Origin of the sequence: Rosenbergiella sp. YN46, from assembly GCF_036620675.1 — a bacterium.
Taxonomy (GTDB): domain Bacteria; phylum Pseudomonadota; class Gammaproteobacteria; order Enterobacterales; family Enterobacteriaceae; genus Jejubacter.
Map to the genome: position 1 here is coordinate 260175 of NZ_JAZHEE010000003.1, position 22164 is coordinate 282338.

Annotated in this window: 20 protein-coding genes; 5 read left to right on the forward strand and 15 right to left on the reverse strand. The window is 55.9% G+C overall.

Translation table 11 applies throughout. The annotated features are described in order from the left end of the window. Positions 1-387: 387 nt before the first annotated feature. Entirely contained in the window at positions 388-876 is a 489-nt protein-coding gene (gene soxR, locus V3W49_RS04560; RefSeq protein ID WP_500143951.1) for a redox-sensitive transcriptional activator SoxR, read from the reverse strand. 126 nt (positions 877-1002) lie between these two features. On the opposite strand from soxR, the gene soxS reads away from it, so the two are divergent. After that, complete coding sequence (soxS, locus tag V3W49_RS04565; protein ID WP_500143952.1) at positions 1003-1329, forward strand: superoxide response transcriptional regulator SoxS; 327 nt, start codon at positions 1003-1005, stop codon at positions 1327-1329. A gap of 239 nt (positions 1330-1568) precedes the next feature. Then, complete coding sequence (locus V3W49_RS04570) at positions 1569-1847, forward strand: YjcB family protein (protein ID WP_500143954.1); 279 nt, start codon at positions 1569-1571, stop codon at positions 1845-1847. A 191-nt stretch (positions 1848-2038) separates the two neighbouring features. Here V3W49_RS04570 and V3W49_RS04575 read toward each other — a convergent pair whose 3' ends face one another. From V3W49_RS04575 to V3W49_RS04590, 4 genes are all read right to left on the reverse strand, one after another. Next, the gene (locus V3W49_RS04575) at positions 2039-3163 is read right to left on the reverse strand and encodes an ABC transporter permease (RefSeq protein ID WP_500143955.1); all 1125 of its coding nucleotides are present in this window, start codon (positions 3161-3163) and stop codon (positions 2039-2041) included. Next, entirely contained in the window at positions 3160-4314 is a 1155-nt protein-coding gene (locus tag V3W49_RS04580) for an ABC transporter permease (RefSeq protein ID WP_500143957.1), read from the reverse strand. The genes V3W49_RS04575 and V3W49_RS04580 overlap by 4 nt, the downstream gene beginning before the upstream one ends. After that, entirely contained in the window at positions 4296-5267 is a 972-nt protein-coding gene (locus V3W49_RS04585; RefSeq protein WP_500143958.1) for an HlyD family secretion protein, read from the reverse strand. Before V3W49_RS04585 ends, V3W49_RS04580 begins: the two co-directional genes overlap by 19 nt. 344 nt (positions 5268-5611) lie before the next feature. After that, positions 5612-7126 (reverse strand): diguanylate cyclase domain-containing protein, encoded by a 1515-nt coding sequence (locus tag V3W49_RS04590; protein WP_500143960.1) that lies wholly within the window; start codon positions 7124-7126, stop codon positions 5612-5614. A 631-nt stretch (positions 7127-7757) separates the two neighbouring features. On the opposite strand from V3W49_RS04590, the gene V3W49_RS04595 reads away from it, so the two are divergent. After that, a complete protein-coding gene (locus V3W49_RS04595) occupies positions 7758-8378 on the forward strand; it encodes a LysE family translocator (protein WP_500143962.1) in 621 nt (206 codons plus the stop codon). A gap of 121 nt (positions 8379-8499) precedes the next feature. On the opposite strand, the gene ssb1 is transcribed toward V3W49_RS04595, so the two are convergent. Next, complete coding sequence (gene ssb1 / locus V3W49_RS04600; RefSeq protein WP_500143963.1) at positions 8500-9045, reverse strand: single-stranded DNA-binding protein SSB1; 546 nt, start codon at positions 9043-9045, stop codon at positions 8500-8502. Positions 9046-9246: 201 nt separating this feature from the next. On the opposite strand from ssb1, the gene uvrA reads away from it, so the two are divergent. After that, positions 9247-12078: an excinuclease ABC subunit UvrA gene (uvrA, locus tag V3W49_RS04605; RefSeq protein WP_500143965.1), complete on the forward strand. Its 2832-nt coding sequence runs from the start codon at positions 9247-9249 to the stop codon at positions 12076-12078. A gap of 42 nt (positions 12079-12120) precedes the next feature. Here uvrA and V3W49_RS04610 read toward each other — a convergent pair whose 3' ends face one another. The 5 genes from V3W49_RS04610 to dnaB form a co-directional block, all read right to left on the reverse strand. Beyond that, entirely contained in the window at positions 12121-12477 is a 357-nt protein-coding gene (locus tag V3W49_RS04610; RefSeq protein ID WP_500143966.1) for an MmcQ/YjbR family DNA-binding protein, read from the reverse strand. 4 nt (positions 12478-12481) lie between these two features. Beyond that, positions 12482-12898, reverse strand: coding sequence for a secondary thiamine-phosphate synthase enzyme YjbQ (locus tag V3W49_RS04615; protein WP_500143967.1), 417 nt, complete (start codon positions 12896-12898; stop codon positions 12482-12484). Positions 12899-13053: 155 nt separating this feature from the next. Further along, positions 13054-14247 carry an amino acid aminotransferase gene (locus V3W49_RS04620; protein WP_500143968.1) on the reverse strand — a complete coding sequence of 398 codons (1194 nt, stop codon included), beginning with the start codon at positions 14245-14247 and terminating at the stop codon, positions 13054-13056. A gap of 183 nt (positions 14248-14430) precedes the next feature. Continuing rightward, positions 14431-15510, reverse strand: a complete 1080-nt coding sequence (gene alr, locus V3W49_RS04625; RefSeq protein WP_500143970.1) for an alanine racemase — start codon at positions 15508-15510, stop codon at positions 14431-14433. A gap of 152 nt (positions 15511-15662) precedes the next feature. After that, complete coding sequence (gene dnaB / locus V3W49_RS04630) at positions 15663-17078, reverse strand: replicative DNA helicase (RefSeq protein WP_500143971.1); 1416 nt, start codon at positions 17076-17078, stop codon at positions 15663-15665. Positions 17079-17207: 129 nt separating this feature from the next. On the opposite strand from dnaB, the gene V3W49_RS04635 reads away from it, so the two are divergent. Next, positions 17208-18191 carry a quinone oxidoreductase gene (locus tag V3W49_RS04635; RefSeq protein WP_500143972.1) on the forward strand — a complete coding sequence of 328 codons (984 nt, stop codon included), beginning with the start codon at positions 17208-17210 and terminating at the stop codon, positions 18189-18191. A gap of 182 nt (positions 18192-18373) precedes the next feature. Here V3W49_RS04635 and pspG read toward each other — a convergent pair whose 3' ends face one another. The 4 genes from pspG to V3W49_RS04655 all read right to left on the reverse strand — a co-directional run bounded on the left by pspG (position 18374) and on the right by V3W49_RS04655 (position 22124). Further along, positions 18374-18652 (reverse strand): envelope stress response protein PspG, encoded by a 279-nt coding sequence (pspG, locus tag V3W49_RS04640; protein ID WP_500143973.1) that lies wholly within the window; start codon positions 18650-18652, stop codon positions 18374-18376. A 130-nt stretch (positions 18653-18782) separates the two neighbouring features. Then, positions 18783-19811 (reverse strand): tRNA dihydrouridine(20/20a) synthase DusA, encoded by a 1029-nt coding sequence (gene dusA, locus V3W49_RS04645; RefSeq protein ID WP_500143975.1) that lies wholly within the window; start codon positions 19809-19811, stop codon positions 18783-18785. Between the two features lie 434 nt (positions 19812-20245). After that, positions 20246-21484, reverse strand: coding sequence for a cysteine desulfurase-like protein (locus V3W49_RS04650; RefSeq protein ID WP_500143976.1), 1239 nt, complete (start codon positions 21482-21484; stop codon positions 20246-20248). Beyond that, positions 21468-22124 carry a 2OG-Fe dioxygenase family protein gene (locus V3W49_RS04655; protein WP_500143977.1) on the reverse strand — a complete coding sequence of 219 codons (657 nt, stop codon included), beginning with the start codon at positions 22122-22124 and terminating at the stop codon, positions 21468-21470. Before V3W49_RS04655 ends, V3W49_RS04650 begins: the two co-directional genes overlap by 17 nt. Between the last annotated feature and the right edge of the window lie 40 nt (positions 22125-22164).

A 22164-nucleotide genomic window follows, 5' to 3' on the forward strand; every position in this document is an offset into this window, starting at 1 on the left:
GGGCGAGGCTCGCCAGTGCCTCGTAACGCGGCAAGTTCGTGAGTCCCAGGGAGCATAGCCGTACTATGTGACCAGGGTAAACGAACGCAGCCAACGCACCTGCAGCTTGAAGTATGACGGGTATAAACGTCTTTCGTCCTGGCATTACCTGGCGTTAGAAAAAGGGGGTACCCTGGCAATGCAAACGTTTAACCCCACGCGTAAAAAACGGCCGGAAATTTAAGGCAAACGATTATCCTGGCATCATTAGGGGATTTTCAACCAAACTTTACCCCTTTCGACTAAAAAAAATCGTTATCGTCGCTTTTTTAGCCAGCGGATGCGCAAACGATGTCGTTGCTGCGCAAACTGTTAACAGCAACGCTAACACTTCATCAACGATGCCCGTTACTCATCGCTGACATGCGGCGCCCGATCGGCAGGCTCTTCCAGCAGCCTCGCCCCGGCGCCTTCGGCACCAAGACGGTCATTCGGGTTACGCAGTGGGCAATCCTTGCGCGACAGACAGCCGCAGCCGATACAGCCATCCAGCTCATCGCGCAGGGCAATCAGCGTATTGATACGTCGTTCCAGCTCTTCGCGCCAGGTCGATGACAGCGCCTTCCACTCTTTGGCGCTCAATGTATGGCCTTCGGGCAGCACGCTAAAGGCTTCACCAATGGTCGCCAGAGGAATACCGATACGCTGGGCTATCTTGATGATCGCCACATAGCGCAATACATCACGGGTATAACGCCGCTGATTGCCGCCATTGCGCTGACTGTGGATAAGCCCCTTACTCTCATAAAAGTGCAGCGCCGAAACGGCAACGCCGCTACGCCTGGCAACTTCCCCCGGCGTAAGCAGGGTTTTTAGTCGGGATGATTTCTTTTCCAAAAGCTCTTTACCTCAAGTTAACTTGAGGAATTATACTCGTCGCCAGTGAAAAGTACGATACCCGTCGCATCAGGCCTTAATGATTCGCCTGAAAACCAGGGTATAAGAAGATAAGAGAGGATGCCTATGTCGCCACATCAGGAGATTATCCAAACCTTAACCCAATGGATTGATGACCATATCGACCAGCCGCTCAACATCGATACCGTCGCGAAAAAATCCGGTTACTCAAAGTGGTACCTGCAGCGCATGTTCCGCTCAGTCATGCATCAGACCCTGGGCGAATATATTCGCCAGCGGCGCCTTGCGATGGCCGCCGAAGCGCTGCGTACCACCCAGCGGCCTATTTTTGATATCGCCATGGACTTTGGTTACGTTTCGCAACAGACCTTTTCGCGAGTCTTCCGCCGCGAATTCGATCGTACCCCCACCGACTATCGTCACCATGCCTGAAAGAGACGGGCGGTACCTGAACGGCCGTCCGAAATGGTCTTTTGTTGCTAAAAATTTCCTCAACCTCTGGTGAATTAATCAACAAATGTGATATAGTTCACACGTCCTATGCAACAGGACATCCGTTTACATTTTCTGTTACGACTTATTCCCTTTGACGGCCCCGGGTCACCCTTATCGCGCGCTCTGCGTCATGCCGTTATGCGTAAGTAATAAGTTTGCTTCGAGGATGAGGTTTCATGGCTACGATCACCACGGGTGTGGTTTTAATGCGCTGGCAACTGTTAAGCGCACTGCTGATGTTTTTTGCCAGCACCCTGAATATTCAGTTTCGTCGTTCCGAGTCCCCTGTACTGGCGGTACTCTCCACCGGACTGGGCATTGCGGCTTCATGCTGGTTCGCTACCGGACTGCTGGGCATGAGTCTCGATTTCGCGGCGATTTGGGCCAATGTCAAAGACGTGGCGATGGAAGTGATGAGTCACACCCCACCCGACTGGCCGGTAATCATGACCTGATTCAGAAAGCTCCCCCTGGGGAGCCTTGAGACTGATGACAAACCTGGGCCGAACGCGTTCGGCCAGAATTACCAGAAAATAAACAAGGAAAATCAATTCATTGATTTTCGGCTGATAACCACAAAGGAGGGAAAAACCACGTTTTTTCCCTCCTTTGTCATCAACCTGAAGGCTCCCCCTGGGGAGCCTTTTTAGCGTTTAAGCAGAGTGCGCAGCCTGACTCTGTCCCGCAATAGCCCAATGATCACTCCCAGCAGCGTATAAAATGCCCCCAGCAGCAGCAGCATTGCCACATCATTCAGGGCGCTCTGCCAGGAAAGCCCCATCTGGTTGACCCCGGCTATCGCCTTGGTCGCCCAGGTTGAGGGAATCATAAAGGAGATGCCCCGTACCCAGTCCGGCATCGCCTGCAACGGCCAGATGGTTCCCGACAGATAAAACACCGGCATGGTGATAAACGACAGGGTCAGGTAGATCATCTCCACGCTGCGCAGGCATTCGGTCAGAAACTTGCCCAGCCCCAGCACCGCCAGCAGGAACGGGAAGGTAAGCAGCAAAATCTCGGGTATCGCTGCGGTCTGACGATAGCCCAACACCCAGGGCCAGAGCACAAACAGCACAATGGAAAGAAACAGCCAGATAGGCAACAGCGCCGATAACCCCCCCAGGTACACCGGTAGCGGCGGCTTCCCCTGGGCATTCAGCACAATACTGACCCGCACGCTGGCAATCATCAGCGAGTGCTGAAGCAGCATCACCAGCAGCCCGGGAAAAACGATGGCCGCGAAGCTGATGCCCGGGTTAAACAGATCCCGAAGCTGCCCCACAATAGGTGTCATCACAATCTGCGCCTGGCGCTCGCTAAATCCGCTGCGTAGCAGCAGCGCCTGATCGTAATGGTTCAGCATCTCCTGGTAGGCCGACTGTACATCCTGCTGGATCTGACCGTTTGCAAGGCGGTTGGTCGCATCGCCGTACACCGGCACGGTAACTGCCTTACCTGACAGAATCTTTTGTTCCAGATCGGTTGGCATAATGATGACGGCGAACAGCTTGCGCCAACCCAGATCGTGAATTGCTTTATCCAGATTGTCGTAGCCCACCATTCTGACTTTGGCGGTGGCATCCAGGTTGCGAATCATCAAACGGCTGGCGTGACTGTGATCCTGATCGACAACCGCCACCGGCAGATCCCAGACGGTGCGGTGGGCGTAGACCGTACTCATCACGCACAGCGAGATTAGCAGCATCATCCACATCGGCCGTTCCAGAAGCCCCATCAGCACCTTACAGAAGGTGGCCCAGTACGCTTTCACAGCACCACCTCCTGCTTACGCAAACGAGCAGGAAGACGACGACGCACCAGTAGCCCGGCTACCAGCGGGTAAACGAACAACAGCGCGCAAACGCTAAATACCGGGCGCACCGGCACCTGACGCAGGAAGATGTCGAACATGGCGTACAGCGCATGAGTCAGCGGCTCCAGGTTCGAGATAATCTGCGCCGGCAGCGACATCGACAGTTCCGGCACCACGGTACCGGAAAACGTCAGCGCGATACTGACCATAATCCCCATCAGGGTGTAGGCCGTGATGGCGCTACCGGTAAAGGTAAACAGCAGAATTCCCAGGCTTTGGGCCGCCATGACGTAGAAAAAACCAACAAACAGCATATAGATGGGGTTGCCCACCACCCGGGCGTCGAAAATCCACACCAGCAACGCCAGCTCAGTCATCAAAAGTGCGGTATAGCACAGCGTGTAAGGCGCCAGTTTTCCCAGCAGCGACATACTGAAAGAGCTGGAATAGATCAGCGGCTTACTGCGCGCCAGCACGTAAATCATACAGGTGACGACAAACAGCTGCAGCAGGTGAATAGTGGCGGCGAACTGCTGATAGTAAACATAGCTGCCGCTGGCGTTAAACAGACTATCGTAAGAGAGTGAAACCTGCGCCAGAGCGGGTAACGGCTTACCGATACTGGCCGCGATAATCGACCGATAGTTGCCGTTAAGATCGGACATCAACCCACTAAAATCCTGGGTGGAATAGAGCCCGGCGCCGTAAAACAGCGCATTGTAGTACAGCACCACCTGGGGCTGGCGGCCCGCCAGCGCATCCGCTTCAAAATCCTTCGGAATATAAAGCATTCCGTAATCCAGCGCCTTGCGCAACCGGCTCTGGGCCTCTTCCAGTCCCCCGGAATGCTGCGTAATACGGGCGTGGGAGCCGGCGTCCAGCTTGCGAATTAGCTCACGCGACAGGTTGCTGTGGTCGTTGTCCACCACCGACACCGGCAATTCCAGCAGTGTGCCTTCCGAAAAGTTGCTGCCGATAAGCCCGAACAGCAGTAGCGGAAAGATCCAGCCCAGCCAGTGGAAAACCGGTTTACGAAAGGCGGCGCGAATCTCACGGCGGAAGGCAAGGCTGAAGCAGCGCCAGCCCGTCCTTAAACCTTCCATTGCCATAGTGTACTCATCCCCTGTCGCAGCCCCTGAACCGGTTGAGTCGGCCTCAGGCGCACCTCAAAGGTTTTCAGATCGAAATCGCCGGTAGCGCGGGTGGCACGCTTGGTGGAGTAATCACCCAGCGGCGCGATATAGTGCACCTCAGCCTCGATAATCTGGTTATCCAGTGCCGGAACCCGCAGCTTCACCTTGTCGCCCTTGCGCACATGAGCCAGGATATCTTCACGCAGGTTGAAGACAAAATAGGCCTGAGGCTGGCGCACCAGAGTCAGCAGCGGACTGGAGGCGTTCAGCAATTCGCCCACCTCTGACGGAATCGGCCCCACTTCGCCATCGACCGGCGCCGTTACGTTCAAATCGTCCGCCTGCGCTTTCACTTCCAGCAGTTCCTGTTCCGCCTGACGCAGCTGCGCGGCATAGGCGGCACGTTGCTCGATACGGTCACCGTGAATACCTTCATCCAGGTTGGCTTTCGCCGCCTGAACTTTCTGCCACGCTGTATCCCGACTATTGCGCAAGTTCTGAAGATCCTGTGCAGAAATATATCCCTGCGCCGCCACCTTCTGGTTACGATTGAGGGTCGCCTGGGCATTACGGTAATCCGATTCGGCCTCGGCCAGCGCCGCTTTCAGGTTGCGGATATCCTCTTCACGGGTGCCGTTCATCGACTGTTCGAGCTGGGCCTGCGCCTGATCGCGAGCCGCCTCGGCGGCCCGCAGTTGGGCGATAACTTCCGGAGCGTCCAGCTTCATCAACAGTTGCCCGGCCTTCACGTCATCGCCTCGCTCTACCAGACGCTCAACCACGCGCCCCTTCGCTTTCGAGGTCACAATGACCTCCGGCGCATCCACTTCACCCTGTAGCAACAAATCCTGATTCTGTGCCCTGAACAGCACCGCCAGCGCAATCACAATCACGACCAGCAGCAACGTGAATAACGTTTTTTTCTTCACTGACCAGGCCTCCACTGTTGATCCAAGAGTTCCATCTCAACTCCCTTGTTTATTTTGCCTTAAGCGTAACACAAGCAGAAAAGCCTGCTTAAACATACAAGATCACAAACCGGTATTGATACGATATGTAACAGACTGATGTCATAGGGGAAACACCACCCGACCATGCTGCGCTGCGGCATGCTCATCAGGCCCTTCATTGTTTTGTGATTCGCGTCGCGTTTAATGTAATTTTGACGGAAAATAGCCGACGACGCAGTCTGGAAAGTGCGGATGACATCAAATCGGACGGATCGTATCCGCCAGCGTGGATGATGCACTGGCAATCAGGCACCCGAAAGGCGTTATCGATTTTTCGCGCGCTTCTTAATTCGGTACATCCGGCTATCCGCCAGGGACATCGCTTCACTCAGGCTCATGCCCGGTGTCAGTTCGCAAATTCCGTAGCTGGCGGAAAACGGCACTTCGGCGCTGAACAGACCGATATCATGAGTAATACGTCGCATACAGGCTTCTACCGAATCAGTTCCACTCTGACTGAAAATAATCAGAAATTCATCGCCCCCCATACGCACTGCGTAATCACGACCCGGCTGAATGCGATGAGCTATCGACTTCGCCACATGCTTCAGCGCCATATCCCCCATCTGGTGTCCCCAGGTATCGTTAATGGCTTTAAAGTCGTTGCAATCGAGCATGACTATTGTGCTGGCCCGAAGCACGCGCCGGGTGTCGTATTTTTTCAGCCACGCCCGATTATAAAGTCCGGTAAGCGGATCGGTCAGTGAATCGTGGCGCTGGGCACGCAGAATACGGTCGTAGATAAGTCCCAATCCAAGGAAGCAGAGCGATAGTAGCGCCAGGATCCATACATCGCCGCGTCCGGTGGGCGCCAGATAGTAGCGAAGCGGATCGATCGAGACGATCACCTCATAGCGTTCATTAATGGCTGAACGCACCTTCTTGCCCCGGTTATCGACCCCCAGCACGCCCAATTCGGTGCGGCTTTCTTTATCCTGCAGATAAATATTCAGGAAATCATCCTGCTGATTGATCCCCAGACTACGGGCAATCGCCGCCAGATCTTCCTGCAGATAGTCGAAGCAGAGCGAGCCCAGCACCTTGTCCTTCATACCCTGACTCTGGTCGAACACCACGTGCTGCACCGTAATCACCGGATCGCCGGAGAGCGAATCGAGGTAAACAGGGGAAAGCTCGCCGAAGCGAGCTTCCGGATCGTCATGCAGTTTCTGATAGAGATAGCCCCGGGTTTCAATATGACTGAACAACCCGTACCCCCGGCCTCTGCGGGTCTTAAACACGTACTCGGTTAGCGGTACCTTACTGGTGATGTAGATAAAATCGTCCCGTTTAGACAGGAAATATCGTCGACTGATGTGGCTATAGTGGGACTTGCGGCTCTCGATACGCATAGCGAGATCCACGGCCCGGGCCAGCAGCAGCTTATCGGTCGTCAGAGGCTCATCCGATTGCAGCGTGCCCATAAAGGCGCTATTGGTCTGGTTAGCAAACAGATTGATTCCATAGATGCGGTGCTGCTTATCATATTCATGCCCAACCTTACCCAACGGATAGCGACTGCTTTTCAGCCTCAGATAAAGTACCGAAACCGCATCTGAAAAGTTTTCGTTATAGTGCAGATCGCTCTCAATCACCCGCGAGAATTCATTCGCCACCGTCTCTGCCACCGAAATCTGACGTCGGTATGAGATGTAGCTAAATAAAATAGCCGCCAGCATAAAAACGATCAACGTCACCGCGATCGCTATCTGCTTTGAATCAACGAACAAACGCCGATTGGGGCTTCTACTGAGCTGTCCGGCATTGATATCTGCCACCAGGTTTCTACTCCAGAGGGAAAAGAATAACAAACAAGATACATACTATTTGGCCAGCGAAGAGCGCTGTCATAAAAGAACAAGCCAGAAACCCTCAACCCGGATCGTTCAACGGAGCGGAGGATAACAGCAGACGAGGATGTTTATTTCTGTATTTTTACTCAACTGTTAAATAAATGATAAATAAATTAAGGAATACGACAATTTATGCAGATAAATCCTATCACCTATTAAGGAAATAGCAATTTATTTATTGCATTCAAGATACATAAAAAGAAGCATGAGCTTGATTTTAAATCATAAAATATTAAATAAAAATTACCCATACACTTTCTGCAACTAAGTCATAATTTATCCGAATGTTATTATTTTTCAGGTCTCTTTAAATTCTTTTTATATAAAAACATAACGTCGCCAGACACATTCAAAAAACCCAGCAAGCCACTCAGATAAATCCTTCCATGCGTGGCAACCATAGCTGCCAACTACACAGACGGTAGTAATGAAAAAGAACACCTTTCAATATCTGAAACAAAAATGCTGAAACCACAAGGTTGCTCATGCGGCCTGAAAATACTTCAATTGTCAGTAACCGCATCTTACCGTAGCATGCACGCTTTCGGAGGTAAAAATGGCCGTCGCTGATTCCCTGTTCGCCTTTTCGTTCGCCGCATTGCTCCTGACTCTCACCCCCGGACTCGATACCGCACTTATCCTTCGAACCGCCACCATCGAAGGTGGGAAGAAAGCTTTCCAGGCCGCCATAGGCATCGACACCGGATGTTTTATTTGGGGAGCGCTGGTCGCCTTTGGTTTAGGTGCTCTGCTTGCCGCGTCGGAACTGGCCTACAACCTGCTAAAATGGTGTGGTGCCGCCTGGCTGTGCTGGCTGGGAATACAGCTCATCTTTAAACCCCGTCATAGCTTTAACCCCAGCCTGACAAATGGCCCGTCATCCGGTAACTGGTTTCTGCGTGGAATGCTCGGCAACGTGTTAAATCCCAAGATGGGCGTCTTTTACGCCTCGTTTTTGCCGCAATTTATTCCCACAGGTCACTCACCGGTTGCCTGGACCTTCCTGCTGGTGACCATCCACGTGATAATAGGTACCCTCTGGTCCCTCACGCTGATTTTTACCACCCGCTATGCTTCAGCGATCTTTACCCGCCCAACGGTGGTGAAATGGATGGATCGCGCTACTGGCGGCGTCTTTATAGCTTTCGCCGCGCGGCTGGCCATGAGTAGCCGATGATAAAGACGCTATATGAGCGTCAGGAGGGGATTGCACAAACTGCGTATATCTCCCAACAAAAAAGCCCCGTCATACGGGGCTTTTCTCGGTGCATCTGAGATGCGGATTCTGACCTGCTCGATCAGAACGGAATATCGTCGTCGAAATCCATCGGTGGTTCGTTAGACGGCGCCGGAGCGCTATTCTGCTGCTGAGGACGAGACTGAGCCTGCTGCTGACCGCCGCCGCTGAACTGGTTGCCGCCCTGAGGCTGCTGGGGCTGGCCCCAACCACCACCCTGCTGCTGGCCACCACCCATGCCACCGCCGCCGCCGCCCTGGCGACCGCCCAGCATCTGCATGGAACCGCCCACGTTAACCACCACTTCGGTAGTGTAACGATCCTGACCATCCTGCCCCTGCCATTTACGGGTGCGCAGCTGGCCTTCGATATAAACCTGAGAACCTTTACGCAGGTATTCACCCGCCACTTCCGCCAGTTTGCCGAACAGCACGACGGAGTGCCATTCAGTCACTTCTTTCATCTCACCGGTCTGCTTATCGCGCCAGGATTCAGAAGTCGCCAGCCGCAGGTTAGCCACGGCCCCGCCATTTGGCATATAGCGCACTTCCGGGTCCTGGCCCAGATTACCGACGAGAATAACCTTGTTTACGCCTCTGCTGGCCATGTTCGAGTCTCCTGAGAAGGTTTCCTGATAGTGTAAACCCGCGATTCTATCACGCCACTGTTAGAGTTTATAGCTGTGGCCATCGTTCCATTATAGTTACAGTCGATTCATTTGTTACAGAGGAATACTGGATATCCATTCAGGATTAATTGTGTCATAATTAGCCGTTTCTGGCAGCGAGTTAGTATCCGGGAAAGCTAAATGGACAAGATAGAAGTCAGGGGTGTCCGCACCCATAATCTTAAGAATATCAATCTGGTAATCCCCCGAGACAAGTTGATCGTCGTGACCGGCCTGTCGGGTTCCGGGAAATCCTCACTGGCGTTTGACACCCTGTACGCGGAGGGCCAGCGCCGCTATGTTGAGTCCCTCTCCGCCTATGCGCGTCAGTTTCTGTCACTGATGGAAAAACCGGACGTCGATCATATCGAAGGGCTCTCCCCGGCTATCTCGATTGAGCAGAAGTCGACCTCTCACAACCCGCGCTCCACCGTGGGCACCATTACTGAAATCCACGACTATCTGCGACTGCTGTTCGCCCGCGTAGGCGAACCTCGCTGCCCGGATCACGACGTACCGCTGGCGGCTCAGACCGTGAGCCAGATGGTGGACAATATGCTGAGCCAGCCGGAAGGCAAGCGCCTGATGCTGCTGGCGCCGATCATCAAAGAGCGTAAGGGCGAGCACGTCAAAACCCTGGAAAATCTGGCAAGCCAGGGCTATATCCGCGCCCGTATCGATGGCGAAGTCTGCGATCTGTCAGATCCCCCTAAGCTGGAGCTACAGAAAAAGCACACCATCGAAGTGGTGGTGGATCGTTTTAAGGTGCGCGAAGATCTGGCTCAGCGTCTGGCGGAATCATTTGAAACAGCGCTGGAGCTTTCCGGCGGCAGCGCCATAGTCGCCGATATGGACGATCCCAAAGCCGAAGAGCTGCTGTTTTCTGCAAACTTCGCCTGCCCTGTCTGCGGCTACAGTATGAGCGAACTGGAGCCGCGCCTCTTTTCTTTTAACAACCCGGCCGGCGCCTGCCCTACCTGCGACGGCCTGGGCGTTCAACAGTATTTCGACCCCGCCAGGGTCGTGCAGAATGGCGAGCTGTCGCTGGCCGGCGGTGCAATTCGCGGTTGGGATCGACGCAATTTCTACTACTTTCAGATGCTGCGCTCACTGGCGGAGCATTATAAATTCGACGTAGAGGCTCCCTGGGAAAGCCTGAGCGATAAGGTGCGCAATGTGGTGCTCTACGGCTCCGGTAAGGAGTCCATCGAATTTAAATACGTGAATGACCGCGGTGATACTTCGGTGCGTCGTCACTCCTTCGAAGGGGTACTGCACAATATGGAACGCCGCTATAAAGAGACCGAATCCAATGCGGTGCGCGAAGAGCTGGCCAAATATATCAGCAACCGCCCCTGCACCAGCTGCCATGGCACTCGTTTGCGGCGTGAAGCACGCCACGTGTTTGTGGAAAACACCACGCTGCCGACTATCTCTGATATGAGCATCGGTCACGCCATGGACTTTTTCGCTAACCTGAAGCTTGCCGGACAACGGGCGAAAATCGCGGAAAAGGTACTAAAAGAGATTGGCGATCGCCTGAAATTCCTGGTGAATGTCGGCCTGAATTATCTGACCCTTTCCCGCTCCGCGGAAACCCTCTCTGGCGGCGAAGCCCAGCGTATTCGTCTGGCAAGCCAGATTGGCGCCGGTCTGGTCGGCGTGATGTACGTGCTGGATGAACCTTCCATCGGCCTGCACCAGCGCGATAACGAACGGCTGCTGGGCACCCTGATCCACCTGCGAAACCTTGGTAACACCGTGATTGTGGTGGAGCATGACGAAGACGCCATCCGCGCCGCCGATCATATTATCGATATTGGCCCAGGCGCCGGAGTTCACGGCGGCCAGGTGGTGGCGGAAGGTTCGTTAGATGCCATTATGGCGGTTCCGGAATCACTAACCGGCCAGTATATGAGCGGCAAGCGCCAGATAGCGGTGCCGAAAAAGCGCGTGCCTGCCGATCCGGAAAAAGTGCTGAAGCTAAGCGGTGCTCGCGGCAACAACCTGAAGGATGTCACCCTGACCCTACCGGTAGGGCTGTTTACCTGTATTACCGGGGTATCCGGCTCAGGAAAATCGACGCTAATTAACGATACGCTGTTTCCCATCGCCCAGAACCAGTTGAACGGCGCCACCAGCGGCGAACCGGCGCCTTACCGCGACATCCAGGGTCTGGAACATTTCGATAAAGTGATCGATATCGACCAGAGCCCCATCGGCCGTACGCCTCGCTCCAACCCCGCCACTTATACCGGCGTATTTACACCGGTGCGCGAACTGTTCGCCGGCGTGCCGGAGTCCCGCTCGCGTGGCTACACGCCGGGCCGTTTCAGCTTTAACGTACGCGGCGGTCGCTGTGAAGCCTGCCAGGGCGACGGCGTGATTAAAGTCGAAATGCACTTCCTGCCGGATGTTTACGTAGCCTGTGACCAGTGTAAGGGCAAGCGCTATAACCGCGAGACTCTGGAAATTAAGTACAAGGGCAAGAATATCCACGAAGTTCTGGATATGACCATTGAAGAGGCTCGCGAATTTTTCGACGCCGTACCCGCGCTGGCGCGTAAACTCCAGACCCTGATGGATGTCGGGCTTTCCTACATCCGGCTGGGCCAGTCGGCCACCACGCTTTCCGGCGGCGAAGCCCAGCGCGTGAAGCTGGCGCGAGAACTGTCGAAGCGCGGTACCGGTCAGACGCTTTATATCCTGGACGAGCCGACCACGGGTCTGCACTTTGCCGATATCCAGCAACTGCTGGAGGTACTGCACCAGCTCCGCGATCAGGGCAATACCATTGTGGTTATCGAACATAACCTGGATGTGATTAAGACCGCAGACTGGATTGTCGATCTGGGCCCGGAAGGGGGCAGCGGCGGCGGCGAGATTCTGGTTTCCGGCACGCCAGAAACGGTAGCGGAATGCGAAGCATCCCACACCGCGCGCTTCCTGAAGCCGATGCTGGAACAGAAATAGCCCGGACGGCGCTTTTCCTGGCGGGGAAGGCGCCGTATTCCATCATCCCCCCATCAGCGTCCGGCGGCTCTCTTCCGGCAACACATCCAGCGCCTGCTGATACGAATCATCCACCAGATAGTAGATGCGCGACTCCGGAAGCGATCCGTCCAGGAACAGCGTGCTCCACAGCGCCGGATTGAGGTGCGGCGTAGGGAACAGATCCTGATGCTGCTGGCGCAGCAACTCCGCAAGCGCCGGGCTGGTTTTCAGCGATACCGCCGGGCGCCCGTCCACCTCCTGTACCATGGCGAACAGCACGTCCGCGACTTTAATCTGGGTGGCTTTCCAGTCGCTGTGGACGCTTTGCCGCGCTCCGGCTTTCGCCATGCAATACTGCAACAACTCCGAACTGGTCATCGTTTTATTCCCCCTGTAGCGTCGCAACGATTCGCCGGGAACCGCCGTGAATCCGGTGCTCTCCCAGCCAGATCCCCTGCCAGCGTCCCAGTTCCACGCGGCCATGGCGTACCGGCAGCGTCAGCGAGGCACCCAGCAGCGACGATTTAATATGGGCAGGCATATCGTCCGGCCCTTCATAGTCATGCAGATAGCGGGCATTATCCGGCACCGCCCGCAGGAAGTGCTGCTCCATATCCTGCCGCACGGTGGGATCGCAATTCTCGTTCAGCGTCAGGGAAGCGGAGGTATGCTGGAGCAGCAGATGCAGTAACCCAATCTGGATATCGGCCAGCTCGCGCATTTGCCCCAGCAACTCATCGGTCACCAGGTGAAAACCGCGCGGCTTCGCGCTCAGGATCAGAGTTTGTTGGTACCACATAAACGGCTCCGTACGGCAAATGAATCTCTTTAAGTGTGTATCAGACCGGAAAAAGGTAAAACCCGACGCTGAAGATTTCCGGGCCAGCCGATAACCAGCAAAGGGAGGCGCCGTCGTATTCTCCACGCGACAGCACCTTTGCGGTAAGTAAGTATTCACATCACGGCAGCAAAGGCCTGCGCCACCTGCGTAACGTTCCGGCTATTCAACCCGGCCACGCACATACGACCGCTGGCTATCAGATAAACGCCGAACTCTTCGCGCAGACGCTCCACCTGCTGCGGGCTGAAGCCGGTGTAGCTGAACATGCCGCGCTGGCGCAGCAGATAGCCGAAATCGCGCCCCGGCAACGCCTTATCCATAACATCCACCAGCGCCTGGCGCATCTCGATAATACGCTTACGCATCGCTTCAACATCCGCCAGCCAGCTCGCTTTCAGCTCAGGATCGTTAAGCACCGTGGCGACAAGGCGGGCGCCATGCTCCGGCGGGCTGGAATAAATACGGCGCACCGTCGCTTTTAACTGCCCAAATACCCGGGCGGCGGCATCGCTGTCTTCACAGACCACCGACAGTCCGCCGACCCGCTCGCCGTAAAGCGAAAAGGTTTTGGAAAACGAGTTGCTGACCAGCGCAGGCAATCCGGCGTCGGCAATGGCGCGAATCGCGTAAGCGTCCTGTTCCATACCGCCGCCAAAGCCCTGATAGGCAATGTCCAGAAACGGAATCAGTTCCCGGGCCTTCAGCACCTCTACGACGCCATCCCACTGTACATTGGTCAGATCCGAGCCGGTAGGGTTATGGCAGCAGGGATGCAGCAGCACAATACTGCGCGTCGGCAGGCTGCTCAGCGCTTCAAGCAAGGCTTCATAGCGCACGCCTTTGGTTTCATCATCAAACCAGGGGTAAGTGTTTACTTCGAATCCAGCCCCCTCGAATATTGCTACGTGGTTTTCCCAGGTCGGGTCGCTGACCCAAACGTTGGAATCAGGGAAGTAGCGTTTCAGGAAGTCAGCACCCACCTTCAGTGCGCCCGATCCCCCCAGGGTCTGGATGGTAGCGATGTTTCCCGCCGCCAGCAGCGGGCTGTCCGCACCGAACAGCAATGGCCCGATAGCGCTGCGATAATCCCCCAGCCCTTCCATTGGCAGATAGAGCGAAGCACCGTGCGGCGCGGCGCTCAGGCGTGCTTCGGCTTCGGCCACGGCCGGAAACCGGGGAACGATCCCCTCTTCGTTATAGTAAAAGCCGATGCTGAGGTTAACTTTATCGCTGCGGGGATCTTCCCGAAAGCGCTCCACGAGCGAAAGGATAGGATCGCCTGCGTAGGCGTCGACATTCTGAAACACGCCGGATTCTCCTGATAGTTATGGGCTGTTGTGAGGCAGTCCCGGCCTGTAATGCCAGGCCGGGGCATAAGTAACACAATAAACCGGAAGCGCAGGGAGATCGAGGGGCAGGTTATGGATTCGTTAAAACACCCGCCAGGGGAAACAGGCACCGGCCAGCATACCGGCGACCCTGTCGGTGAGTCAGTCGATATATTGAAGCAGAAGCCGCGGCGTCAGGCGCGTGATAAGTTCGTAAGCGCTAACTTTTGTTATTTCTGCAATGCGTTCGACGGGCAGGCCTTCCCCCCATAGCACCACCGAATCGCCAGCACGAGCCCGGGTTTCAGGCCCAAGGTCAACGCAAATCATATCCATCGCCACCCGGCCAACAATGGGCCGCTCTTCGCCATTCACCAGCACCGGCGTGCCAGAGGGGGCGCAGCGTGGATAGCCATCGCCATAGCCCATAGCCACCACCCCCAGTCGCGTATCTCGTTCGCTGACCCAACTACCGCCATAGCCCACCGGCTCACCCGCTTTATGATCGCGAACCGCAATCAGGGACGAGGTTAACGACATTGCCGGTTCGAATCCCAGCTCGGCACCCCAGGGGTGCTCTTCCAGCGGCGAAACGCCGTACAGGATAATACCGGGGCGCACCCAGTCGAAGTGCGATTCGGGCCAGAACAGCAGACCGCCGGAAGCGGCAATCGAACGCAGCCCCGGTTTACCGGCGCTGAAGCTATTAAAAATATCGAGCTGACGTGGCGTAGCATCGGATTCCAGCTCATCAGCCCGGGCGAAATGACTGATAATATTGACCGGCTGACGCACATTGCGGCAGCGTGAAAGTCGTTGCCAGAAAGCTTCCGCCTGCTCCGGACGAACCCCGAGCCGATGCATACCGGTATCAAGCTTCATCCAGACCGTCACCGGCGAGCTCAACTGCGCCTGTTCCAGGGCCGCCAGCTGCTCTTCGCTGTGAACCGACGTCATAAGCTGATACTGCGCCAGCAACGGCAGGTCATCCGGAGAAAAAAAGCCTTCCAGTAGCAGAATCGGCTGGCGAATGCCCCCTTCCCGCAGGCGCAGCGCCTCTTCCAGTCTTGCCACGCCGAAGGCGTCGGCATCGTTCAGCGTGTGGGCCGTTTCCAGCAGGCCATGGCCGTATGCGTTGGCCTTTACCACCGCCACCAGACGGCTGTTCGGCGCCAGCCCGCGCAGGCGTTGTAGATTGTGTCGCAGGGCGCGGCGGTTAATGACCACGGTTGCCGCTTGCATGTTCATTCCTTAATTCTGTTTCGATTAGCCATTTGGCGTTATTGGTGCAGCGGGTTTGGGTACGGCCAGCGCGCAGCCACCGGAGCGTACTGAAGTACGTGAGGATGGCGAGCACTGCCCAATCCCAAAATCGCAAATAAATAGCCAAATAATTATTCGTCGTCGTATTGCGGCCCGGCATAGTTATCAAACCGCGACCACTGACCATTAAAGGTCAGGCGCACCGTCCCGATAGGGCCGTTACGCTGCTTACCGATAATGATCTCCGCAATGCCTTTGAGGTCGCTGTTTTCGTGGTAGACCTCATCACGGTAGATAAACATGATAAGATCGGCATCCTGTTCAATTGAGCCGGATTCACGCAGGTCGGAGTTGACCGGGCGCTTATCGGCGCGCTGCTCCAGAGAGCGGTTAAGCTGGGAAAGCGCTACCACCGGCACCTGAAGCTCCTTAGCCAGCGCCTTCAGGGAGCGGGAGATTTCGGCGATCTCCAGGGTACGGTTATCGGAAAGCGACGGCACGCGCATCAGCTGCAGGTAGTCGACCATAATCATACTAAGCCCGCCGTGCTCGCGATAAATACGGCGCGCGCGGGAGCGCACTTCGGTCGGCGTCAGGCCTGACGAGTCGTCGATATACATGTTTTTCTTTTCGAGCAGTATGCCCATGGTGCCCGAAATACGCGCCCAGTCTTCGTCGTCAAGCTGGCCGGTACGAATACGGGTCTGATCCACTCGCGAAAGGGAAGCCAGCATACGCATCATAATCTGTTCGGCAGGCATCTCCAGCGAGAAAATCAGCACCGGCTGATCCTGCAACATCGCGGCGTTTTCACACAGGTTCATGGCGAACGTGGTTTTCCCCATAGAGGGACGCGCCGCCACGATAATCAGATCGGAACGCTGTAAGCCAGCGGTTTTTTTATTCAGATCCTGATAGCCGGTATCAATTCCCGTCACCCCGTCATGGGGCTGCTGATACAGGGTTTCGATACGGGAGACGGTGGCTTCCAGAATCTGATCGATCCCCTTCGGGCCTTCATCTTTATTGGCGCGGTTTTCAGCAATCTGGAAAACCCGCGATTCCGCCAGGTCGAGCAGATCCTCGCTGGTGCGCCCCTGAGGATCGTAACCGGCATCGGCAATCTCGTTGGCGACGGAGATCATCTCGCGCACCACCGCCCGCTCACGCACAATATCAGCGTAGGCGCTGATATTGGCCGCGCTGGGGGTATTTTTCGACAGCTCTGCCAGATAGGCGAATCCGCCCACGCTTTCCAGTTGCCCCTGGCGCTCCAGTGACTCGGAAAGCGTAATCAGATCAATAGGCTGCCCCTGCTCTTGCAGACGGTGCATTTCGGTGAAGATCAGGCGATGCTGACGGGTATAGAAGTCTTCACTCACCACGCGCTCGGCCACGTCGTCCCAGCGCTCATTATCCAGCATCAAGCCACCCAACACCGACTGCTCAGCTTCCGACGAATGGGGCGGCACTTTCAGCGCATCGACCTCCCGATCGCGCGGCTCGCGGCTTTCGGAGGGTTTGTTGAAGGGGGTATTTCCTGCCATAGTGACTTAAATGCTCAGGTATCTGTAGAGAGACGGGGAAGTATACCCTTTAATCCGGGCTGTGTCCCATAGCGCCAGCGCCATGAGGGGTTCGGGACATAGCCTAACCTCGACCCAAAAGGAGATCACATGGCAACGCGAATTGAATTCACCGAACACGGCGGACCGGAGGTACTGAAAGCGGTCGACTTTACCCCCAAAGATCCGGCTGATAACGAAGTCCAGGTCGAAAATAAGGCCGTTGGCATCAACTATATCGACACTTACGTGCGCAGCGGGCTTTATCCACCGCCATCGCTACCCAGCGGACTGGGCACCGAAGCCGCCGGTATCGTCAGCAAAGTCGGTTCCGGCGTCCGTCATCTGAAAGAGGGCGATCGGGTAGTCTATGCCCAGTCGGCCCTGGGCGCCTACAGCTCAGTACATAACGTTATTGCCGATAAAGTGGCGCGCCTGCCTGACGCCATTAGCTTTGAACAGGCGGCGGCTTCTTTCCTGAAAGGACTGACCGTCTTTTATCTGCTGCGCAAAACCTATGAGGTGAAGCCAGACGAGCCTTTTCTGTTTCATGCGGCGGCGGGCGGCGTAGGAACCATCGCCTGTCAGTGGGCGAAAGCGCTGGGCGCCCGGCTCATCGGGACGGTCGGCTCGGCGGAAAAGGCGGCAAAAGCGCAGCAGGCCGGCGCCTGGCGCACCATTAACTATCGGGAAGAGGATATCGCTGAGCGAGTGCACGCGCTAACCAATGGCAATAAAGTGGCGGTGGTGTATGACTCGGTAGGTAAATCGACCTGGGAGGCGTCTCTGGACTGCCTGCAACGACGCGGGTTGATGGTCAGCTTCGGCAACGCTTCCGGCCCGGTCACCGGCGTGAATCTGGGAATATTGAATCAAAAAGGATCGCTCTATGTCACCCGCCCTTCCCTGTTCGGCTATATCACCAACCAGGCCGAGCTGGATGAGGCCAGCAGCGAGCTGTTCTCGCTGATCGCCAGCGGCGTGATTAAGGTCGACGTGCAGCCGCAACAAATCTTTGCGCTAAGCGAAGCAGCCCAGGCCCATAAGGTACTGGAAAGCCGCACCACTCAGGGTTCGAGCCTGTTAATTCCGTAAGAAAATCAGTGAGTTTATAAAGAATTTGGGCTTCCCGAGGGAAGCCCATTCTTTTTTATCGTTCGCCTGGATGTAGGGTACAGGCGATGAATTCGGGGCACAGAATAACAGATCTCTGAACCAAGTCCCGGGACAGCTTCACAAAGCCGACAAAAATCTGCCAGTCTGTGATCGATACCCCATTACCGGGTGTAACGGCGGCGGGCACGGCGATACGAACGCGGCTGCCCGAAGATAATCTCATCACGATTGTATGATTTTTTCTCTTTAAAGGCGCGGATAACCCAGACCACCGCCACGGCCAGCAGCAGCCAGGGCAGCACTTTAATCATCAGGGCGAACAGGCCGCCGGCAAACATCAGCAGAGTGGCAACGAATAGCGCGCAGACGATCCCCAGCAGGGAGATTCCCGTCAGCAGCAGCATAAAAAAGAATCCCAGGACAAAAATCAGTTCCAGCATGGTTTACTCCTTATTACAGACTCCTGGAGCATTACAAGAATCGTGCCAGAAATAATACATTGAAAAATAAAAGAAACGCCCGCGGTGTAGCCTCGGGCTTAGTGAAATTCACCATTAAGTGGCGCAGAAATTAACGCTCCCTGACGACTTTCGCCAGCGCCTGCTCCACCACCTGGATACCGGCGCCGGGCTTATGAGCGTTTTCGCTCAGATGGCGTCGCCACTGGCGCGCACCCGGCACGCCCTGGAACAGCCCCAGCATATGGCGGGTAATATGGCCCAGGTAAGTGCCGCGGCTCAGTTCCTGCTCAATATAGGGATACATGGCACGCACAGTCGCCACCGGATCGGCATCCGGCCCGCTGGCGCCGAAAATCACCCGATCCACCGCCGCCATAATGCCCGGATTCTGGTACGCTTCGCGCCCCACCATCACGCCGTCCATGTGCTGTAAGTGGGCTTGCGCCTCTTCCAGGGACTTAATGCCGCCATTGATCGACATCGTCAACTGCGGGAAGTCGCGCTTAAGCTGATACACCCGCGGATAGTCCAGCGGCGGAATCTCGCGATTCTCTTTCGGGCTAAGGCCAGAAAGCCAGGCTTTGCGGGCATGGATAATAAAGGTATCGCAGCCGCCCTGCTCAGCCACGGTACCGACGAAGTCGCACAGGAACGCATAGCTGTCCAGGTCATCGATGCCGATACGGGTCTTTACCGTTACCGGAATGGAAACCACGTCGCGCATCGCTTTTACGCAGTCCGCCACCAGTTGCGCTTCAGCCATCAGGCAGGCGCCAAAGCGCCCGTTCTGTACGCGATCCGACGGACAGCCCACGTTCAGATTCACCTCGTCGTAGCCGCGCTCTTGCGCCAGACGGGCGCAGTGCGCCAGCTGTTGGGGATCGCTACCGCCCAACTGTAGCGCCACCGGGTGTTCCTCGTCGCTATAGGCCAGGTAGTCGCCTTTACCGTGAATAATGGCGCCGGTAGTCACCATTTCGGTATAGAGCAAGGCATGGCGTGACAGTTGGCGCAGAAAATAACGGCAGTGTCTGTCCGTCCAGTCCAGCATAGGGGCGACGGAAAAACGATGCGGGGGAAAGGCGATAGCGGCGGAGCCGGTTTGCAGTGCGTTTTGCGATTCTGGATTCTGGCGCATCTCTAAGCTTTATGGCGTGTTTGATGTAGCGGCTTCCCCAATAGCGACAGGGAAGGATCGATGCTCACTATAACATAGAGCATTCCGCAGAGGAGCCTCCCATAATCAGATAGCCCTAAGCTGATGGACAATCAGTGGGTTCTCCTGTCCGTGTACCTGAACCACCACCGGCTGGCGGCAGCTCGTTCCCCGGCGCTTTCCCCCGTTCATAACATCTCCAAACGGCCATAGCGAAATCCTGCTGCTTTAACCTGACGGTCGCTCAAGACGCCCTGAAAAACCCTAAGCTCATCACCAGACAAACGTTGGCTGACGCCACTTACTGAAGCCCTGTGGCTCAATGAAAGTGAACATTTTATCCCTGATGCTAAATCACCAAAATAAATGTACCAGGTACATAAATTAAGCCATTGCATGTACCCGGTACGTTTTGTTTACGTCTGATGAACCACCCGCAGCAGCGTTTCGAACAGGCTGTCGATATCGCTGCGGGTGTTGTAATGCATCAGACCAATACGCACCACGCCGCCGCGATCCATCAACCCCAGTTGCCGAATAAGCCCCTGAGCATAAAAGTGACCGTTACCCACACAGATGTTTGCATCCCCTAAGCCTCTGGCGATCCGTTCTGGCGACCGCCCTTCAAAGGTCAGCGCGAAAGTTGGCGTTCTGAGCCGGGCATCGGCACGGTTAATACCGTACAGACGTACGCCGTTTACCGCCTGGAGACGCGCCAGAAAATATTCGCTCAGCGCCTGTTCATGACGCTGATAGCAGGCATAGCTTTCCTGCAGACGCTGGCGCAACGGCGCCGCTTCCGTTCCCCACTGGGCCAGATACTCGATAGCGGCCGCCACGCCTGCCAGCCCTTCAAAGCTCAGTGTGCCGGTTTCAAAACGCCCGGGGCCAATATCGGTCGCTGGCGCCACCTTATAAGGCCGCAGCGCCTGTAACCAGCGCGGGGCAATATATGCCATACCAACGTGCGGGCCGCAAAATTTATAGGCGGAACAGACCAGAAAGTCGCAGCCCAACGCCTGCACATCTGGCAGGCGATGGGGCGCATAATGCACGGCATCCACATACACCATAGCCCCGACTTTATGCGCTGCCTCTACGATACGCCGCACATCAACAATAGTGCCAGTGGTATTGGAAGCCAGGCTTACCGCCACCAGCCGGGTGGAAGGCCCTATCAGGGCGCAAATTTGCTCCACGTCCAGCGTGCATTCCGGAACGCTAACCGGCGCCTGGCGAACAACCGCCTGACGATCGTCCGCCGCCTGCTGCCAGCTGGAGACATTGGCATAGTGATCCAGCGCGGTCACAACAACCTCATCGCCAGGCTGCCAGTCCCGGCTGATAATGCGGCTAAGGTGGAAGGTCAGCGCCGTCATGCTGGCACCAAACACGATATTGTCCGGACTGGGCGCATTCAGCAACGCCTGTACCGATTCCCGGGCGCGGCGTACCAGGGCTTCCGTTTTACGGCTGGAGAAATAGTGGCCCCCCAGGTTGGCATTGTTGCGCCCCAGGTAACCCACCATCGCCTCCAGCACTGATACCGGCACCTGAGTGCCGCCAGGGCCGTCCAGAAATACCGGCGGCGGCGAAACCTCCGGGGAAGAAAGCGCGCCAAACTGTACGCGCGCTGCTTCAGGCGTGAAGTTCATTGGGCTTCTCCCTGGCCGTAAGAACAAAAACATCCATATGCCCCTCCTCGCCGGGTCTGACTGCGCGAATCGGACTGGCGTTATGCCATAGCCGGTGATCGGCCAGCATCGCCACCTCGCCATTTTCCAGCACTTTACGAAAGAACGGCGCTTCATGGTTGTTGCTGTACAGCATGACATCACCACCGACGATGTTTTCACGGTCGATCGCCACCAGCGCAATGTGATCAAAACCGTCCTGGTGAATCCCTTCCGGCGCCACCTGAGTCTCATCGTAAATGGCGGTCACGCGCATCTGGTGAATCTCTATCTCCTGGCCGTCCGGCAGGCCGTTGCTTGCCACAAACAGCTGGCAAACCTCGCGCAGACCGTCGCTTTTCAGCGTGTCAGGCTCCAGCGGTTCGAAGCGTCGTACCACATTACCCTGAAAGCGGTTAATGTCGCTGGACTGGACAAAATCATGCTTATCAAGCGGTTCCACTTCGCCATGCAGAAAGCGAACGACGGAGTAGCGACGCAGACGGTACTTGCCATCAGCGTGCGATGTGGCAGGCAGCGTAGCGAATGTGGGCGCCAGTTGGGCGACAGAAACCTGACTCAGGCAGGTGAGATGCAGGACAGACTCATGCTTTTGTAACATTCTTACTTCCCTCTTTTATAAGAATCATGACGGGTGAATA

Bases quoted from the DNA above. Each gene is read 5' to 3' on its own strand.
- uvrA (WP_500143965.1), top strand. From the start codon at position 9,247: ATGGACAAGATAGAAGTCAGGGGTGTCCGCACCCATAATCTTAAGAAT.
- V3W49_RS04615 (WP_500143967.1), bottom strand. From the start codon at position 12,898: ATGTGGTACCAACAAACTCTGATCCTGAGCGCGAAGCCGCGCGGTTTT.
- ssb1 (WP_500143963.1), bottom strand. From the start codon at position 9,045: ATGGCCAGCAGAGGCGTAAACAAGGTTATTCTCGTCGGTAATCTGGGC.
- V3W49_RS04650 (WP_500143976.1), bottom strand. From the start codon at position 21,484: ATGAACTTCACGCCTGAAGCAGCGCGCGTACAGTTTGGCGCGCTTTCT.
- dusA (WP_500143975.1), bottom strand. From the start codon at position 19,811: ATGCGCCAGAATCCAGAATCGCAAAACGCACTGCAAACCGGCTCCGCC.
- V3W49_RS04570 (WP_500143954.1), top strand. From the start codon at position 1,569: ATGGCTACGATCACCACGGGTGTGGTTTTAATGCGCTGGCAACTGTTA.
- alr (WP_500143970.1), bottom strand. From the start codon at position 15,510: ATGCAAGCGGCAACCGTGGTCATTAACCGCCGCGCCCTGCGACACAAT.
- V3W49_RS04635 (WP_500143972.1), top strand. From the start codon at position 17,208: ATGGCAACGCGAATTGAATTCACCGAACACGGCGGACCGGAGGTACTG.
- pspG (WP_500143973.1), bottom strand. From the start codon at position 18,652: ATGCTGGAACTGATTTTTGTCCTGGGATTCTTTTTTATGCTGCTGCTG.
- soxS (WP_500143952.1), top strand. From the start codon at position 1,003: ATGTCGCCACATCAGGAGATTATCCAAACCTTAACCCAATGGATTGAT.
- V3W49_RS04580 (WP_500143957.1), bottom strand. From the start codon at position 4,314: ATGGCAATGGAAGGTTTAAGGACGGGCTGGCGCTGCTTCAGCCTTGCC.
- V3W49_RS04655 (WP_500143977.1), bottom strand. From the start codon at position 22,124: ATGTTACAAAAGCATGAGTCTGTCCTGCATCTCACCTGCCTGAGTCAG.
- V3W49_RS04595 (WP_500143962.1), top strand. From the start codon at position 7,758: ATGGCCGTCGCTGATTCCCTGTTCGCCTTTTCGTTCGCCGCATTGCTC.
- V3W49_RS04610 (WP_500143966.1), bottom strand. From the start codon at position 12,477: ATGACCAGTTCGGAGTTGTTGCAGTATTGCATGGCGAAAGCCGGAGCG.
- dnaB (WP_500143971.1), bottom strand. From the start codon at position 17,078: ATGGCAGGAAATACCCCCTTCAACAAACCCTCCGAAAGCCGCGAGCCG.